The following is a 13,008-nucleotide window of genomic DNA, read 5'->3' on the forward strand; positions in this document are numbered from 1 at the left end:
ATGGAGGCCCGCCTTCCCGCCCATCTTGAAGCCAGTGCGCTCATCCGCGCGGCCGAAAGCGAGGGCGGGTTTGGCATGGTTATACAAAAAGGTGAACGCGACGCAGGGACGATCCTTGTCGTTCTGCTCGAAAACGGTCGGGATGGGCGTGTCTACGAACGCATGCCCCAAATGGACGGAACGCGGCTCTGGACATGCGCGAAGCGACAGGAAATGGCCGATTCGGGCGAGTTCTCGGACTACCTCGAAAGACGTAGGCGACAGGACCCGGACCTTTGGGTGATTGAACTGGACGTCGCAAGACCCGAACGGCTCATCGGTATCGGGACCTGAAATGAGTTGACTTGCATGCCCTGCAAGTTAATGGCCACCTCACACGCACAGGCGGCTCGGGCAGCAATAAGGCTTGCCCGGCTAGCACGCAGACGGGGGATCGTCGGCAGATCGTGTGAATGTAAATGCTCCAATGGGGCATAGCGTTCCCGTCTGCGTCGGATTGGTTCACCGCCTTTGATCAAGAGTTGATGCGAAGCAAAGTTCAGTTGGCCAGCGCGATTGCGCTCGCTGCTACGGTTCTAACCGCCCTATTCGGCGCACAGGGTTCGGGCGCCGCCGCTACTACGCCGATTCCGGTCGCGGCAAAATCGAACACCCCGATGGCTTACGTCTCCACGCCGGTCGTCCAGTCCCTTCCCACCGATGGGAACGCTGCGACGGACAATCAGGCTGACGATGCCGTCACCCCGGATCATTCCGCGGATGCAGACTCGCTTGCCCAGCTGGTTGCCATGCAGCCCAGCGAGGGGTCGGTTGACAGTCAGATGCGCTGCCTTGCCGGCGCGATCTATTTCGAAGCGCGCGGTGAGACGCTGGAAGGCCAGCTTGCCGTTGGCCGCGTCATCATCAATCGCAGCGAATCCGGCCGTTTCCCCGCCAGCTATTGCGGCGTGGTCTACCAGCCCGGCCAGTTCTCGTTCGTACAGGGCAGCCGGATGCCCAGCATCCGCGAAAAGTCGGACGACTGGCGCGAAGCACTGGCCATTGCCCGCATCGCCGTCCAGGAAAGCTGGAAGAGCGAGGCTCAGGGCGCGCTCTATTTCCATGCAGCGCGTGTGTCGCCCAAGTGGCGCCTGACCAAGATCGCCCAAGTGGACGATCACATCTTCTATCGTTGAGGATCAGGTGGAGCGGGCTTGTCCCGCTCCGGCGGCCCGCATCGTTCGATGCCGGTGCCTGTGCATGGAAGGGGGCGGAAACGCCCTCTTCTTGCGTATCAGTCGCGCAGTTGCACCCAGACCGGCGTATGATCGCTGGCCTTCTCGCGTCCGCGATAAGCCTTGTCCACGCCGCAGGAGATGAGCCGGTCGGCCAGCTCGGGTGAGAGCAGCGCATGGTCGATGCGGAAGCCGTGGTCGCGCTGCCAGGCACCGGCCTGATAGTCCCAGAACGTCCAGACACCGCCGCGCGGGTTGTGCGTGGCAATCGCGTCGGTCCAGCCATCGCCCAGCAGTCGGAAATAGGCATCGCGCGATTCCGGCTGCATCAGCGCATCGGCGGCCATGGCCGGCGGCGACCAGACGTCCTGATCGGTTGGAATCACGTTGTAGTCGCCGGTGACGATGGCCGGGACTTCCTCGGCCCGGATCGCGGCCATGCGGCGCCGCAGGCGTTCCATCCAGCGCAGCTTGTAGTCGAACTTGGGGCCGGGCACCGGATTGCCGTTGGGCAGGTAGATGCAGACGACGCGCAGGCCGAACACATCGGCTTCGAGATAGCGGGAGTGCTCGTCCTCAGGCTCGCCGTCGAGCCCGCGCTGGATCTCCACCGGCTTTTCGCCATCGGCCAGGATGGCGACGCCGTTGAAGCCCTTCTGGCCGTGCCAGATTCCCTGGTATCCGATCTTCTCGAATTCCGCGATCGGGAAGCCTTCGTCCTGGCTCTTGATCTCTTGCAGGCAGGCGACCGAGGGGCGCGTTTCCTCCAGCCATTCGAGCAGGCGGGGAAGGCGTGCCTTGACCCCGTTGATGTTGAACGTGGCGATTTTCTTCATACGGAGAAGCTGGATCCGCATCCGCAGCCGGCGGCGGCTTGGGGATTTTCCACCCGGAAGGCGGCGCCGCCCAGCGATTCCACGTAATCGACCACGCAGCCGTCGACGAGGTCGAGGCTTACCGAATCGACCACGAGGCGGACTCCATCGGTCTCGGCAATGGTGTCGTCGTTCTCGGCGCTGTCGGCGAGGCCGAACTTGTACTGAAAGCCCGAGCAGCCCCCACCCTCTACCGAGAGGCGAAGGATCGCGGGTTTGCCCTGCTTTTCAGCGATCGCGGCGACGCGCGCCGCGGCCGATGGGCTGAGTGTCACGGTTTGTTGGTCCATGCCTGCGATGTAAGCCTCGCGGCCCCGCGCGGCAAGGTGCGGGGCCGGATAAGGATCAGGCCATCTGGATGTAATCGCGCATCGCGGCGGCTTCGGATTCGACTTTGTCGATCCGGTATTTCACGAGATCGCCGATGGAGACGAAGCCGACCATCCGGCCGCCGTCGATCACGGGCAAATGGCGGATACGGCGGCGCGTCATCAGCGCCAGGGCGCTGAGCACCGGCGTGGACGGTTCGACGGTCACGGCGGGAGAGGTCATCACGTCGTTCACCGGTTTGTGGAGCATGTCCGGGCCGAATTCGTGCAGCCGGTAGATCACATCGCGTTCGGAGAAGATTCCAACCAGCGTTTCGCCGTCCAGGATCGGCAGGGCGCCGATGCGGCGTTCGGCCAGCAATTTGGCCGCCTCGCCTACGGTAGTGCCCACCTGGCAGGTCTGGACGGGTCCACGGCCTTCGATAATGCGCGCAATCGTCATCGTCGCTCTCTCCCCTGGTTGGCCCTCATCAACGCGGTTTGGATCGAAGAATACCATAGCGGAGCGGCGCCTGCCACTTCGTCCGATTGCCAGGGGCGTCTTTTGAGTGCCGTGCCGGGAGCATTTGCTTGCGAGGCCGCGCGCGAAAGCCCAAATGGGGCGCATGATACCGCGCTCGCCCCTTGAAGACCCGGAAAAGGCCGCCCACGCCTGGGCACGCTACCGCCGGATCATGGCCTATATGTTGACAGTGACGGTCGGCCTTGTGCTGGCCTCGATCATCCTGCTCTATCGTTCGAACGGGATGGTTTCGGTCCACTTCTACATCGCGGCCGCACTGGGGATCGGTTTCACGATGCTGCTGGCCTCGGCGCTGATGGGACTCGCCTTCCTGTCGAGCGGAACCGGACATGATGAGTCGATCGTCGATCCGTTCGAGGACGACTGGAAGGGTAAGTAGCGCCCCTCCCTCACCCTTGACGGGGCCGCAGCCGGAATTCCTCGACCGGTTGCCCGCCGATCAGATGCTGCTGGATGATCTTTTCCAGCACGTCCTCGGTGCAGGAATGGTACCAGACACCATCGGGCCAGACGACCGCGACCGGCCCCGCGAAACAGATGCGCAGGCAGTCCGCCTTGGAGCGGGCGACACCGCCGCCGTTCTCGCGCTTGGGCCCGTCGAGGCCCAGCTGCTTGAGACGCTTCTTCAGGTATTTCCATGCCGCCGCCCCCTTTTCGGGCGAGCAGCATTCGCCTTTCTGCGGTTCGGCACAGATGAAGATGTGGCGCTGGATGGTGTCGCCGCCCATCTTGGCGAGCGCTTCGGCGGCCTGATCGATATCCCGGTGCGACGCGGTCACGGGCGCAGTGCCCATTCGGCGGCGCGGGCGCGGTAATCGTCGGGCAACGGCGCCGGGCCTTCGGCGCCGACCATGACAATCACCGTGCGCGCGAAGACCACCGGCTCACCCTTCTGAGTCACGACTTGCACCAGTTGCTGACTGGTGCGGCCGAGGTGTTCAGTGGCGCCGTGGATGACCAGCGTCTCGGGATAGTGCGTTTCGCCAAGGTATTCGATGGAGATGCTGGCGACCATGGTTGAAAGACCACGGAACGCATCATCACCGCCGGCGGCGCGGTAGAATCGCACGCGCCCGTCCTCAAGCATGCCGGCTATGGCGACATTGTTGATGTGGTGGTTGAGGTCGAGGTCGCTGAAGCGGGGTTCGATCTCGCAGCGAAATGGATAACGCGCGGGATCGAGCAGCGCGGGGTCTGGTCTGGGCATGAGTCAGAGTTAGGTAGACCGCACGCTCAGGTCCAGTCCCAAGCGCATCGCGGGAGCGGGTCAGCCCTTCTTGCCGACGATTCGCGCGATCTCGGTCGCGACAAGGCGTTCGACCATCGCCGGCAGGTTCTTGTCGAGCCAGTCGGCCAGCGCCGGACGCAGCAGCTCGCGAACAAGACCTTCTAGAGAGGTTTCGCCCGAGCGGACGATCTGTGGCGGCATGCCTGGTTCGGACAGCATCGCAAGGGCGGCCAGCGATTCGCGCATCGAATCGCGGGCATCGTCATCGAGCAGCGCGGGTTCGTCGCCCAGCACATCGGCGAGTTCGGCGGCTTCGGGCAGTTCCAGCACGTCGTCATCGAACGCCGCTGCGCGCATGGCTTCACCTGCGCGGCGCTGGCGCTCGGAGCGGGCCGCCGCGCGGTTGTCACGCGCGATGACCTGCTTGATCGACTGGAGAATCTCCTCGACCGAAGGCTCACCGTTCTGACGCATTGCAACTGTCCCCGTTGGCGCCGGATGTTCCCGTTTTCCGAGCGCGCCCATCACCCATCCCCGAATCAGGGTTAAAGGATGGTTACTGTTCGTGAATCTCGCCGTCCTGAACCGGCGTGTCAACGGTCCGGGTGGACTTCGCCACAGGGGCCGGATCGTTGTCCCAGTCGAAGATCTTGCCCTTCACGCGGTCGTAATTGACCTGGGGATCGTAGAGCACGCCGCCGTCCAGATTGAGATCGCGCGCTTCGGCGCGGCCCATTGCGGCTAGTAGGGTGAAGCCGGCGACATAGGCGTTGCGCTGCGCCGTCACCAGATCGACCTGTGCGTTCAGCAGTTCCTGCTCTGCGTTCAGGATGTCGAGAATCGTGCGGTTGCCCACCGAGTTCTCCGCCCGCACGCCCTCAAGGCTCAGCGAGGCGGCATCGACGGCGGTTTTCGAAGAGACGATTAGGTCGTTCGACGCGAGCCACGCGGTGTAGGCCGAGCGGACTTGCGCGATCACGCCGCGTTCGGTGGCGATTTCCTGTTCCAGCGTGGCCGAGGCCGTGGCCTGCGCCTGTCGGCGCTGAGCGGCGGGAAGACCGCCCTGAAACAGCGGGATCGAGACTTGCGCACCGGCCGTGACCGTATGGTTGTGCTCGTAGCCGGTGATCCGCGGGTCTGCCGAGCCGAGGTAATCGGTATAGCCGCCCTGCGAAAACAGGCTGACGCGTGGCAGGCGGCCTGCACCGGCCACGTCGATATCCTTTTCCGCCGCCTTGCTGCGCTGGCGCGCGGCAATCACGTCGGGATTGGCATCGAGCGCTACCGACGTGGCCTCTTCGGGCGTGGCGGGCAGATTCGGCAATGGCGGGGGCGTTTCGAGCGCCTCAGGCGCCTTGCCGATCAGACGGATATAGGTTTCACGCGCGGCGGCGAGGTTGGCCTCGGCACTGCGCAAGTCGCCATTGGCCACGGCAAGGCGTGACTGCGACTGCGCCACGTCGGTCCGGGTCAGTTCGCCGATCTGGAAACGATCGCTGGTGGCCTGAAGATTGACCTTCAGCACCGCCACGTTCTTCTGATTCAACCCGACGATCGCCTCGGCCCGGATCACGTCCATGTAGGCGCCGACCACTTGCGAGAACAGCGAGCTTTCCGACCCGCGCAGCGAGGCCTGTCCGGCTTCGACGCGGATCTTGGCGGCGGCCACGCTGTTGCGCACCGAGCCGCCCGAATAGATCGGCACGCCCAGATCGACCCCGGCGGACAGGATCTTGGTCGGCTGGATGTCCTTGGCGGCGCCAGCGTCCACATATTTGGTGATGGAGCTGTCGGCGGCCAGATTGGGCAACCCCGCAGAGCGCGCGATCGGCACGCCCTCGTCGGTCGCGCGCTGCTGCGCGCGTGCCGCCTCAAGCGTGGGATTGGTCTGGTAAGCCAGGACCAGCGCCTCGCGCAGGGTGTCGGCCAGCGCCGGAGCGCTTGCCGTTGCCAGTGTCAGACATCCCCCCGCGAGTAGCCCGGTACGCAGCGCGAACCGGGCCATGCTCAGAAGCTCCAGCGTTTGGGAGCAGCGAATTCGGGCAGAACCGGAATCCCGATCTCGGCGAGCGGCAGCAGCGCAAGCGCGCCTGCAGCCTTGATGCCGGTTGCAAGGCGGGGAACGCCGCGCACCACAAGGCCGGTCACCGCACGGCCGCCTTCGGCGAGCGCGGCAGTGAGCGTTTCGGGCAGTTCCTCAACCGCACCGTCGATCACCAGCAGGGTGTAGTCACCCTTGGCAACGTCCTTGGCTGCAGCCGGATCGACGATCTCGAGCGAGCCCACCAGCGGACGCAGCAGCGCCGCAAGATAGCCGTTCGCATCGCCGACAAGGAGCGCCTTGTCGGTCTTGGTCGGTTCGGCTTCGGCAAGCATCTTGCCGTGCACGACGGGAGCGGCGAGTTGGCGGCCGTTATCCAGCGTAATCGCGCGGTCGATATAGGCGGCATCGCGCATACCGGCGGGCACGAAATCCTCGCGGGCAACGCCGGCCATGGCTTCGAGCACCCACGGTTCGTTCACGCCGCTGGTGCGCAGTTGGCTGACGATCATGGCTTGGCGGGCTACCGCGGCAGCGGACCGATCCTCGGTCAAGGTCATTTTGGTCCCATTCCTCATGCTGTTGCGGGCACATGAGGGAGCGACTGCGCCCCTACCCCCCGCAAAGACGGACTAGATGGCGGCCTTACTAGGCCAAGCCGCGAATGAGGCCAAGCCATTTGCAATACCTTGGTCGATCTATCGCGACGTTTGGACGATGGCACAGGCACTTGGAAAGAGCACTTGCGATTTTCGGCCGTCCAATCGCTGAAAATGCGCTTTTGCGCAAAATCCAAACCCGGTTTAAGGGGCCTACAAAATCACGTGAACCGACAGGAAAACCGGGAGCGCTCTTTCCATGGCCGAAATGGTGACGATCCGCGAAGACGACCTCATCGAGAGTGTTGCCGACGCCCTCCAGTACATCAGCTACTTCCACCCGATGGACTACATCCGCGCGCTGGGCGACGCCTATGAGGCGGAGCAAGGCCCCGCCGCCAAGGATGCCATCGCCCAGATTCTGACGAACAGCCGCATGTGCGCGGAAGGGCATCGCCCGATCTGCCAGGACACCGGCATCGTCAACGTCTTCATCGAATGGGGCCAGAACTGCCGCCTCGAATCCGAGAAGTCGCTGCAGGAAGTGGTCGATGAAGGTGTGCGCCGCGCCTACAACAATGCCGAGAACAAGCTGCGCGCCTCGGTGCTGGCGGATCCCGCCTTCACCCGCCGCAACACGAAGGACAACACGCCTTCGGTGCTCTCGGTCAGCATGGTCCCCGGCTCCAAGGTTTCGGTGGACGTCGCGGCCAAGGGCGGCGGCTCGGAAAACAAGTCGAAGTTCAAGATGATGAATCCCAGCGATTCCATCGTTGACTGGGTGATCGAGATGCTGCCGCAGATGGGCGCCGGCTGGTGCCCGCCGGGCATGCTGGGCATCGGCATCGGCGGCACCGCCGAGCATTGCGTCAAGCTCGCCAAGCAGAGCCTGATGGAGCCGATCGACATGGCCCAGCTCAAGCAGCGCGGTCCCCAGAACGATATCGAGGCGCTGCGCATCGAGATCTTCGACAAGGTGAACGCTCTCGGCATCGGTGCGCAGGGCCTTGGCGGCCTGGCCACCATCCTGGACGTCAAGATCATGGACTGGCCGTGCCATGCCGCCGGCAAGCCCGTCGCGATGATCCCGAACTGCGCCGCCACCCGCCACGCGCACTTCACGCTGGACGGTTCGGGCCCGAGCTTCCTCGAAACGCCGAACCTCGACGATTGGCCGAAGGTGGAATGGGCCCCCGATGCCGGCGCCATCCGCGTCGACCTCGACACCCTCACCCCCGAAATCGTCCAGAGCTGGAAGCAGGGCGACCGCCTGCTGCTGAACGGCAAGATGCTCACCGGCCGCGATGCCGCGCACAAGCGCATCTCCGACATGCTGGCCAAGGGCGAGGAACTGCCGGTCGATTTCAAGGGCCGCGTGATCTACTACGTTGGCCCGGTCGATCCGGTGCGTGAGGAAGTCGTCGGCCCCGCCGGCCCGACCACCGCGACCCGCATGGACAAGTTCTCGGACACGATGCTCGACCTTGGCCTGCTGGCCAGCATCGGCAAGTCGGAACGCGGCCCCGCCGCCACCGAGTCCATCGCCAAGCACAAGTCGGCCTATCTGATGGCCGTCGGCGGCGCCGCCTACCTCGTCGCCCGTGCGATCAAGGAAGCCAAGGTCGTCGGTTTTGCGGACCTCGGCATGGAGGCGATCTACGAATTCACCGTCAAGGACATGCCGGTGACTGTGGCGGTCGATTCCGAAGGCAAGAACGTCCACCAGCTTGCCCCGCTGGTGTGGAAGGAAAAGATTGCCAAGGAGCATCTGCTTCCGGCGTGATCCTTCTCGGGATCTGGAAATGACAAAGGGGCCGATCCCAAGGCGGGATCGGCCCCTTTTGTTTTGCGATTTGGAAAGATCCTCCCCCTCGGGGGAGGTGGCAGCGCGAAGCGCTGACGGAGGGGGCTTTCGGGAGCGTTGCGCCTTCCCCCTCCACCGCCCTGCGGGCGGTCCCCCTCCCCCGGTGGGGGAGGAGCTAGTGGATCAAACCGTAAAGCTTTCGCCGCAGCCGCACGAACCCTTGGCATTCGGGTTGGCGAACTCGAATCCGGCGGTGAAGTCGTCTTCCACCCAGTCCATGGTGCTGCCGATCAGATAGAGCACCGAGGCGCCGTCGATGTAGAACAGGCCGCCGGGAGTCTCGATCTTCTCGTCGAAGGGCTTTTCTTCGGCAACATAGTCCACCGAATAGGCCAGCCCCGAGCAGCCCCGACGCGGGGTGGAGAGGCGCACGCCGATGGTGCCTTCGGGTGCCTCGCCCATCAGCTTGGCGATGCGCGCTTCGGCATTGGCCGTGAGGATGACCGCCGCCGGACGCTGGCGTGTGGGCTTCGTTTCAGTAGCGGTGGTCATAGCTTCTTTTCCCAGAACAGCGCGGTGCCCGCCTGCGGGTCCAGCGCGTAATCGCCGTAGCCGAGCGAGGCGTAGAGGCCCTTGGCCGTGTCATTGCCGCTCAGCACTTCGAGTGTGATCTTGCAGGCGCCGCGCGTGCGGGCCTCTGCCTCTACCGCCAGCATCAGCGCCCGGCCCACGCCGCGTCCACGTGCCTCAGGCAGCACGGCCATGTCGTGGATGTTCACAAGCGGACGCGCGGCGAAGGTCGAGAATCCGGTGATGCAGTTGGCCAATCCGAGCGCCTCGTGACCGGCGAAGGCCAGCAGCGAGAAAGCGCCGGCGTGCGCGGCAAGGCCGGGCACCAGCCGCTCGCGCACATCGTCCGACAGCGCCTTGCCCCCACCCATCGGATCGCGCGCATAGCTGTCCAGCAGCGCGACCACGCGCGCGGCATCGGCCGCGTCGGCATAGTCGGCCAAGCGCACGGTGATGGTAGGGGCAAGCGTCGCCATCAGAGCATGCCCAGTTCGAGCTTCGCCTCGTCGGACATCTTGGCCATATCCCATGGCGGATCCCAGACGAGATTGACCTCGGCATCGCGCACACCGGGCACGGCAGACACGCGCATCTCGACTTCGCCGGGCATCGATTCGGCCACCGGGCAATGCGGCGTGGTCAGCGTCATCGTTACCGCGACCGAAGCCTCGGGCGAGACTTCGACGCCGTAGATCAGGCCAAGGTCGTAGATGTTCACCGGAATCTCGGGATCGAAGATTTCCTTCAGCGCGTCGATCACGCCGTCGTAGATCGATCCGCCGGGCTGGCTGGGATCGATGCCCTGCGGCTTTTCGGCAAGAAATCCGTCGAGATAGTCGCGCTTGCGTTCAACCGGGGGAACCGGCACGTCTTCAACGCGCGCGCGGGGAGCAGGCGTTACCGAGTCGACTTCCTCGACCGTGAATGTAGGCTTCTGGTCACTCATCCAAAAATTCTCCGGGTGCGCTCGATACCCTTCATGAGCGCCTCGATATCGCTGTCATCGCTATAGATGCCGAAGCTGGCGCGGGCCGTGGCGGGAACGCCAAGGTGGTCCATCAGCGGCTGTGCACAGTGGTGGCCGGCACGGATCGCGACGCCCTCTTCATCCAATATGGTGCCGAGGTCGTGCGGATGCACCCCGTCCATCGCGAAAGAAACGATGCCGACGGAATCCGCCGGGCCGAACAGGGTGATGTCGTTGCGCTTGCCCAGTTCGGCGCGCAGCCGGGCGGCCAGATCGCGCTCATGGCGCTCGGCACGGTCCAGGCCCTGCGCGGTCAGCCAGTCGATGGCGGCGGCAAGGCCAAGCGCCTCGACGATCATCGGCGTGCCTGCCTCGAAACGCTGCGGCGCGGGGGCATAGGTGGTCTTCTCGAAGGTGACGCGGTCGATCATCGACCCGCCGCCCTGCCATGGGGGCATGGCATCGAGCAGTGCCTTCTTCGCCCAAAGCGCGCCGATCCCGGTGGGGCCATAGAGCTTGTGCGCGGAAAAGACGTAGAAATCACAGTCCATCGCCGCCACGTCGAGGGCGATGCGCGGCGCCGCCTGGCAGCCGTCGATCAGCAGCTTAGCGCCGACCGCATGGGCCAGCTTCGCCGCATGTTCCACGTGGAGCACTGAGCCGAGTACGTTGGAAACATGCGCAAAGGCCACCAGCTTGTGCGCGGGGGTGAGGATACGCTCGGCCGCTTCAAGGTCGATCCGGCCGTCTTCGGTCACCGGGCAGACGTCGATTTCCACGCCGGTACGGTCGCGCAGCAGCTGCCACGGCACGATGTTGGAGTGATGCTCCAGCACCGAAAGCAGGATGCGATCACCCGCCTTGAGGTTCTGCACGCCCCAGGTCTGCGCGACGAGGTTGATGGCCTCGGTCGCACCGTGGGTGAAGACGATCTCATCCTCATGCCCGCCGAGGAACGCGGCCACCTTGCGGCGCGCCGCCTCGAACGCCAGCGTCATCTCGGCAGAGCGGGCGTAGACGCCGCGATGCACGGTCGCATAGTCGCGGCCCAGCGCATTGACGGTGGCGTCGATCACCGCCTGCGGCTTCTGCGCGGTCGCGCCGGTGTCTAGGTAGTGCCAGTTGCCAGCAAGTCCGGGGAACTGGTCCTTCAGGACGAGCGTATCGGTACTCACAAGATCGCCTCCAGACGGGCAATCGCGGCTTCGTTCAGCATGTCTTCGCGGGGGGCCCCGGTGAAGGCTTCTGCCACGAAAGCCTGCAGCATCAGCCGCTTGGCTTCGGGCGGCGTGAGGCCCCGGCTCATCAGGTAGAACAGGCCGTTGGCGTCGAGTTCGCCCACCGCGCAGCCATGTGCTGCCTTGACGTCATCGGCGTAGATTTCCAGTTCCGGCCGGGCATTGGCGGTTGCCGTGCGGTCCAGCAGCATGGCGCGGACCGACTGTTCGGCATCGGTGCCGTCCGCCCCGCGCTCTACGCCGATGCAGCCGAGGTAGGAGCCGACCGCATGGCCTGCCAGCACGGTGCGCACGATCTGGCTGGAGGTCGCGTCCTTTTCAGCGTGGACCACTTTGGTCACCACTTCCAGCGTCTCGCTGCCACTGGCGAGCTGCGCCGCGCCCAGCGTGAAGTCCGCGCCTTCGGCCAGCCGCACGTCCACCGCCACGCGGCCATAAGCCGGGCCGGCGGAGAGCACGCGCAGGTCGAACTTGGCGCGGGCGCCCAGCGTGATCACTAGATGGCGCGCTACGGCCGAGGCACCGTCCTCGACGATCTGCAGCGATTCCTCGGCACCGGCAGCCACCACGATCTCTTCGCGCGCGATGGGCCAGAGGCCCGCCAGCGCGTCGAAATCGGAATAGCGGAAGTCCTCATCCTTGCGGGTGGGAAGCGTGAGGGTGTCAGTCATTGGCCGCGTTCCCCAGGAAGGCACCCGGAATAGCGGCGAGCCAGCGATTGCCGTTCAGCGAATGGGCGTCGACCGAGAATCCCTGCGGATGTTCGGCAAAGTGGGCAATGGCAGAGGCGGCTTCCGCCTCGGAACCATAGACTCCGACCAGCGTGCTTTCATCCATCTCGGGATCGTCCTCGTGCCAGAGAAGGTAGACCATGCTCATGCGACGACGGCCTCGTAGCCCTCTTCCTCAAGCTGGAGTGCGAGTTCAGGGCCGCCCGACTTGACGATCCGGCCGGCGGCCAGAACGTGGACGAAGTCCGGCTTCACATAGTCCAACAGGCGCTGGTAGTGGGTGATCAGCAGCACGGCCTTGTCGGGCGCGCGCATGATCGAATTGATGCCCTCGCCGCAGATGCGCAGCGCGTCGATGTCGAGGCCGGAGTCGGTCTCGTCCAGAATCGCCAGCTTGGGATCGAGGATGCCCATCTGCACCATCTCGGCGCGCTTCTTCTCGCCGCCGGAGAAGCCAACGTTCACCGGGCGCTTCAGCATGTCCATGTCCATGCGCAGCAGGCCCGCCTTTTCGCGTGCAAGCTTCAGGAATTCGCCGCCCGAAAGCGGTTCCTCGCCCCGGCCCTTGCGCTGGGCATTGGCCGCTTCGCGCAGGAACTGGACGAAGGAGACGCCGGGAATCTCGACCGGGTACTGGAAGCCCAGGAACAGGCCGGCGGCGGCACGCTCGTGCGGTTCCAGTTCGAGCAGGTCCTGGCCCAGGAAGTCCACCGAACCGCCGGTCACTTCATAACCCGGACGGCCGCCGAGCGTGTAGCCCAGCGTCGACTTGCCCGCGCCGTTCGGACCCATGATCGCGTGAATCTCGCCCGGATTGATCGTCAGCGAGAGACCCTTGAGAATGGGCTTGTCGGCAACATTGGCCTGAAGATTATCGATCTTGAGCATG

General features: G+C 64.7%; 19 protein-coding genes. 4 read left to right on the top strand and 15 right to left on the bottom strand.

Going from position 1 to position 13,008, the window contains the following annotated elements:
* Both AC1VVK_RS09800 and AC1VVK_RS09805 read left to right on the top strand, forming a co-directional pair.
* Nucleotides 1-333: a DUF1491 family protein gene (locus AC1VVK_RS09800; RefSeq protein WP_482902827.1), complete on the top strand. Its 333-nt coding sequence runs from the start codon at nt 1-3 to the stop codon at nt 331-333.
* 191 nt (nt 334-524) lie between these two features.
* Nucleotides 525-1,175, top strand: coding sequence for a cell wall hydrolase (locus tag AC1VVK_RS09805; protein ID WP_482902828.1), 651 nt, complete (start codon nt 525-527; stop codon nt 1,173-1,175).
* Nucleotides 1,176-1,273: 98 nt separating this feature from the next.
* On the opposite strand, the gene xth is transcribed toward AC1VVK_RS09805, so the two are convergent.
* Genes xth through AC1VVK_RS09820 form a run of 3 tightly spaced genes read right to left on the bottom strand, consistent with a single transcriptional unit; the run spans nt 1,274 to nt 2,860 of the window.
* Nucleotides 1,274-2,050: an exodeoxyribonuclease III gene (gene xth, locus AC1VVK_RS09810; RefSeq protein WP_482902829.1), complete on the bottom strand. Its 777-nt coding sequence runs from the start codon at nt 2,048-2,050 to the stop codon at nt 1,274-1,276.
* On the bottom strand, nt 2,047-2,379 hold the full coding sequence (gene erpA, locus AC1VVK_RS09815) for an iron-sulfur cluster insertion protein ErpA (protein ID WP_132387649.1): 333 nt from the start codon (nt 2,377-2,379) through the stop codon (nt 2,047-2,049). Before erpA ends, xth begins: the two co-directional genes overlap by 4 nt.
* A 55-nt stretch (nt 2,380-2,434) precedes the next feature.
* Nucleotides 2,435-2,860 carry a CBS domain-containing protein gene (locus tag AC1VVK_RS09820; RefSeq protein WP_132387651.1) on the bottom strand — a complete coding sequence of 142 codons (426 nt, stop codon included), beginning with the start codon at nt 2,858-2,860 and terminating at the stop codon, nt 2,435-2,437.
* 163 nt (nt 2,861-3,023) lie between these two features.
* On the opposite strand from AC1VVK_RS09820, the gene AC1VVK_RS09825 reads away from it, so the two are divergent.
* On the top strand, nt 3,024-3,320 hold the full coding sequence (locus AC1VVK_RS09825) for a hypothetical protein (RefSeq protein ID WP_132388535.1): 297 nt from the start codon (nt 3,024-3,026) through the stop codon (nt 3,318-3,320).
* A gap of 10 nt (nt 3,321-3,330) precedes the next feature.
* Here AC1VVK_RS09825 and AC1VVK_RS09830 read toward each other — a convergent pair whose 3' ends face one another.
* From AC1VVK_RS09830 to AC1VVK_RS09850, 5 genes are all read right to left on the bottom strand, one after another.
* A complete protein-coding gene (locus tag AC1VVK_RS09830) occupies nt 3,331-3,735 on the bottom strand; it encodes a (2Fe-2S) ferredoxin domain-containing protein (protein WP_482902830.1) in 405 nt (134 codons plus the stop codon).
* On the bottom strand, nt 3,717-4,148 hold the full coding sequence (locus AC1VVK_RS09835) for an acyl-CoA thioesterase (RefSeq protein ID WP_482902831.1): 432 nt from the start codon (nt 4,146-4,148) through the stop codon (nt 3,717-3,719). Before AC1VVK_RS09835 ends, AC1VVK_RS09830 begins: the two co-directional genes overlap by 19 nt.
* A gap of 60 nt (nt 4,149-4,208) precedes the next feature.
* A complete protein-coding gene (locus AC1VVK_RS09840; protein WP_132387657.1) occupies nt 4,209-4,643 on the bottom strand; it encodes a DUF2497 domain-containing protein in 435 nt (144 codons plus the stop codon).
* Between the two features lie 82 nt (nt 4,644-4,725).
* On the bottom strand, nt 4,726-6,174 hold the full coding sequence (locus tag AC1VVK_RS09845; RefSeq protein ID WP_482902832.1) for a TolC family outer membrane protein: 1,449 nt from the start codon (nt 6,172-6,174) through the stop codon (nt 4,726-4,728).
* A 2-nt stretch (nt 6,175-6,176) separates the two neighbouring features.
* Nucleotides 6,177-6,770 carry a protein-L-isoaspartate O-methyltransferase family protein gene (locus AC1VVK_RS09850; RefSeq protein ID WP_482902833.1) on the bottom strand — a complete coding sequence of 198 codons (594 nt, stop codon included), beginning with the start codon at nt 6,768-6,770 and terminating at the stop codon, nt 6,177-6,179.
* 298 nt (nt 6,771-7,068) lie between these two features.
* Between AC1VVK_RS09850 and AC1VVK_RS09855 the strand changes: the two genes are divergently transcribed.
* On the top strand, nt 7,069-8,592 hold the full coding sequence (locus AC1VVK_RS09855) for a fumarate hydratase (protein ID WP_132387663.1): 1,524 nt from the start codon (nt 7,069-7,071) through the stop codon (nt 8,590-8,592).
* A 204-nt stretch (nt 8,593-8,796) separates the two neighbouring features.
* Here AC1VVK_RS09855 and AC1VVK_RS09860 read toward each other — a convergent pair whose 3' ends face one another.
* Genes AC1VVK_RS09860 through sufC form a run of 7 tightly spaced genes read right to left on the bottom strand, consistent with a single transcriptional unit; the run spans nt 8,797 to nt 13,007 of the window.
* The gene (locus tag AC1VVK_RS09860; RefSeq protein WP_482902834.1) at nt 8,797-9,165 is read right to left on the bottom strand and encodes a HesB/IscA family protein; all 369 of its coding nucleotides are present in this window, start codon (nt 9,163-9,165) and stop codon (nt 8,797-8,799) included.
* Nucleotides 9,162-9,659, bottom strand: coding sequence for a GNAT family N-acetyltransferase (locus tag AC1VVK_RS09865; RefSeq protein ID WP_482902835.1), 498 nt, complete (start codon nt 9,657-9,659; stop codon nt 9,162-9,164). Before AC1VVK_RS09865 ends, AC1VVK_RS09860 begins: the two co-directional genes overlap by 4 nt.
* Entirely contained in the window at nt 9,659-10,129 is a 471-nt protein-coding gene (locus AC1VVK_RS09870) for an SUF system Fe-S cluster assembly protein (protein WP_482902836.1), read from the bottom strand. The genes AC1VVK_RS09865 and AC1VVK_RS09870 overlap by 1 nt, the downstream gene beginning before the upstream one ends.
* The gene (locus AC1VVK_RS09875; RefSeq protein WP_482902837.1) at nt 10,126-11,325 is read right to left on the bottom strand and encodes an aminotransferase class V-fold PLP-dependent enzyme; all 1,200 of its coding nucleotides are present in this window, start codon (nt 11,323-11,325) and stop codon (nt 10,126-10,128) included. Before AC1VVK_RS09875 ends, AC1VVK_RS09870 begins: the two co-directional genes overlap by 4 nt.
* Nucleotides 11,322-12,059, bottom strand: a complete 738-nt coding sequence (locus AC1VVK_RS09880; RefSeq protein WP_482902838.1) for a SufD family Fe-S cluster assembly protein — start codon at nt 12,057-12,059, stop codon at nt 11,322-11,324. The genes AC1VVK_RS09875 and AC1VVK_RS09880 overlap by 4 nt, the downstream gene beginning before the upstream one ends.
* On the bottom strand, nt 12,052-12,267 hold the full coding sequence (locus AC1VVK_RS09885; RefSeq protein WP_482902839.1) for a hypothetical protein: 216 nt from the start codon (nt 12,265-12,267) through the stop codon (nt 12,052-12,054). The genes AC1VVK_RS09880 and AC1VVK_RS09885 overlap by 8 nt, the downstream gene beginning before the upstream one ends.
* Complete coding sequence (gene sufC, locus AC1VVK_RS09890) at nt 12,264-13,007, bottom strand: Fe-S cluster assembly ATPase SufC (RefSeq protein WP_465138618.1); 744 nt, start codon at nt 13,005-13,007, stop codon at nt 12,264-12,266. The genes AC1VVK_RS09885 and sufC overlap by 4 nt, the downstream gene beginning before the upstream one ends.
* Nucleotide 13,008 lies beyond the last annotated feature (1 nt).

The organism is Novosphingobium sp. BL-S-32, from assembly GCF_056857055.1.

Excerpts from the sequence above, each read along its gene's own strand:
- AC1VVK_RS09820 (WP_132387651.1), bottom strand. The coding sequence starts at position 2,860 with ATGACGATTGCGCGCATTATCGAAGGCCGTGGACCCGTCCAGACCTGC.
- AC1VVK_RS09830 (WP_482902830.1), bottom strand. The coding sequence starts at position 3,735 with ATGGGCACTGCGCCCGTGACCGCGTCGCACCGGGATATCGATCAGGCC.
- AC1VVK_RS09855 (WP_132387663.1), top strand. The coding sequence starts at position 7,069 with ATGGCCGAAATGGTGACGATCCGCGAAGACGACCTCATCGAGAGTGTT.
- AC1VVK_RS09805 (WP_482902828.1), top strand. The coding sequence starts at position 525 with ATGCGAAGCAAAGTTCAGTTGGCCAGCGCGATTGCGCTCGCTGCTACG.
- AC1VVK_RS09840 (WP_132387657.1), bottom strand. The coding sequence starts at position 4,643 with ATGCGTCAGAACGGTGAGCCTTCGGTCGAGGAGATTCTCCAGTCGATC.
- AC1VVK_RS09860 (WP_482902834.1), bottom strand. The coding sequence starts at position 9,165 with ATGACCACCGCTACTGAAACGAAGCCCACACGCCAGCGTCCGGCGGCG.
- AC1VVK_RS09865 (WP_482902835.1), bottom strand. The coding sequence starts at position 9,659 with ATGGCGACGCTTGCCCCTACCATCACCGTGCGCTTGGCCGACTATGCC.
- AC1VVK_RS09870 (WP_482902836.1), bottom strand. The coding sequence starts at position 10,129 with ATGAGTGACCAGAAGCCTACATTCACGGTCGAGGAAGTCGACTCGGTA.
- AC1VVK_RS09825 (WP_132388535.1), top strand. The coding sequence starts at position 3,024 with ATGATACCGCGCTCGCCCCTTGAAGACCCGGAAAAGGCCGCCCACGCC.
- erpA (WP_132387649.1), bottom strand. The coding sequence starts at position 2,379 with ATGGACCAACAAACCGTGACACTCAGCCCATCGGCCGCGGCGCGCGTC.
- AC1VVK_RS09835 (WP_482902831.1), bottom strand. The coding sequence starts at position 4,148 with ATGCCCAGACCAGACCCCGCGCTGCTCGATCCCGCGCGTTATCCATTT.
- AC1VVK_RS09885 (WP_482902839.1), bottom strand. The coding sequence starts at position 12,267 with ATGAGCATGGTCTACCTTCTCTGGCACGAGGACGATCCCGAGATGGAT.
- xth (WP_482902829.1), bottom strand. The coding sequence starts at position 2,050 with ATGAAGAAAATCGCCACGTTCAACATCAACGGGGTCAAGGCACGCCTT.
- AC1VVK_RS09800 (WP_482902827.1), top strand. The coding sequence starts at position 1 with ATGGAGGCCCGCCTTCCCGCCCATCTTGAAGCCAGTGCGCTCATCCGC.
- AC1VVK_RS09880 (WP_482902838.1), bottom strand. The coding sequence starts at position 12,059 with ATGACTGACACCCTCACGCTTCCCACCCGCAAGGATGAGGACTTCCGC.
- AC1VVK_RS09845 (WP_482902832.1), bottom strand. The coding sequence starts at position 6,174 with ATGGCCCGGTTCGCGCTGCGTACCGGGCTACTCGCGGGGGGATGTCTG.
- sufC (WP_465138618.1), bottom strand. The coding sequence starts at position 13,007 with ATGCTCAAGATCGATAATCTTCAGGCCAATGTTGCCGACAAGCCCATT.
- AC1VVK_RS09850 (WP_482902833.1), bottom strand. The coding sequence starts at position 6,770 with ATGACCTTGACCGAGGATCGGTCCGCTGCCGCGGTAGCCCGCCAAGCC.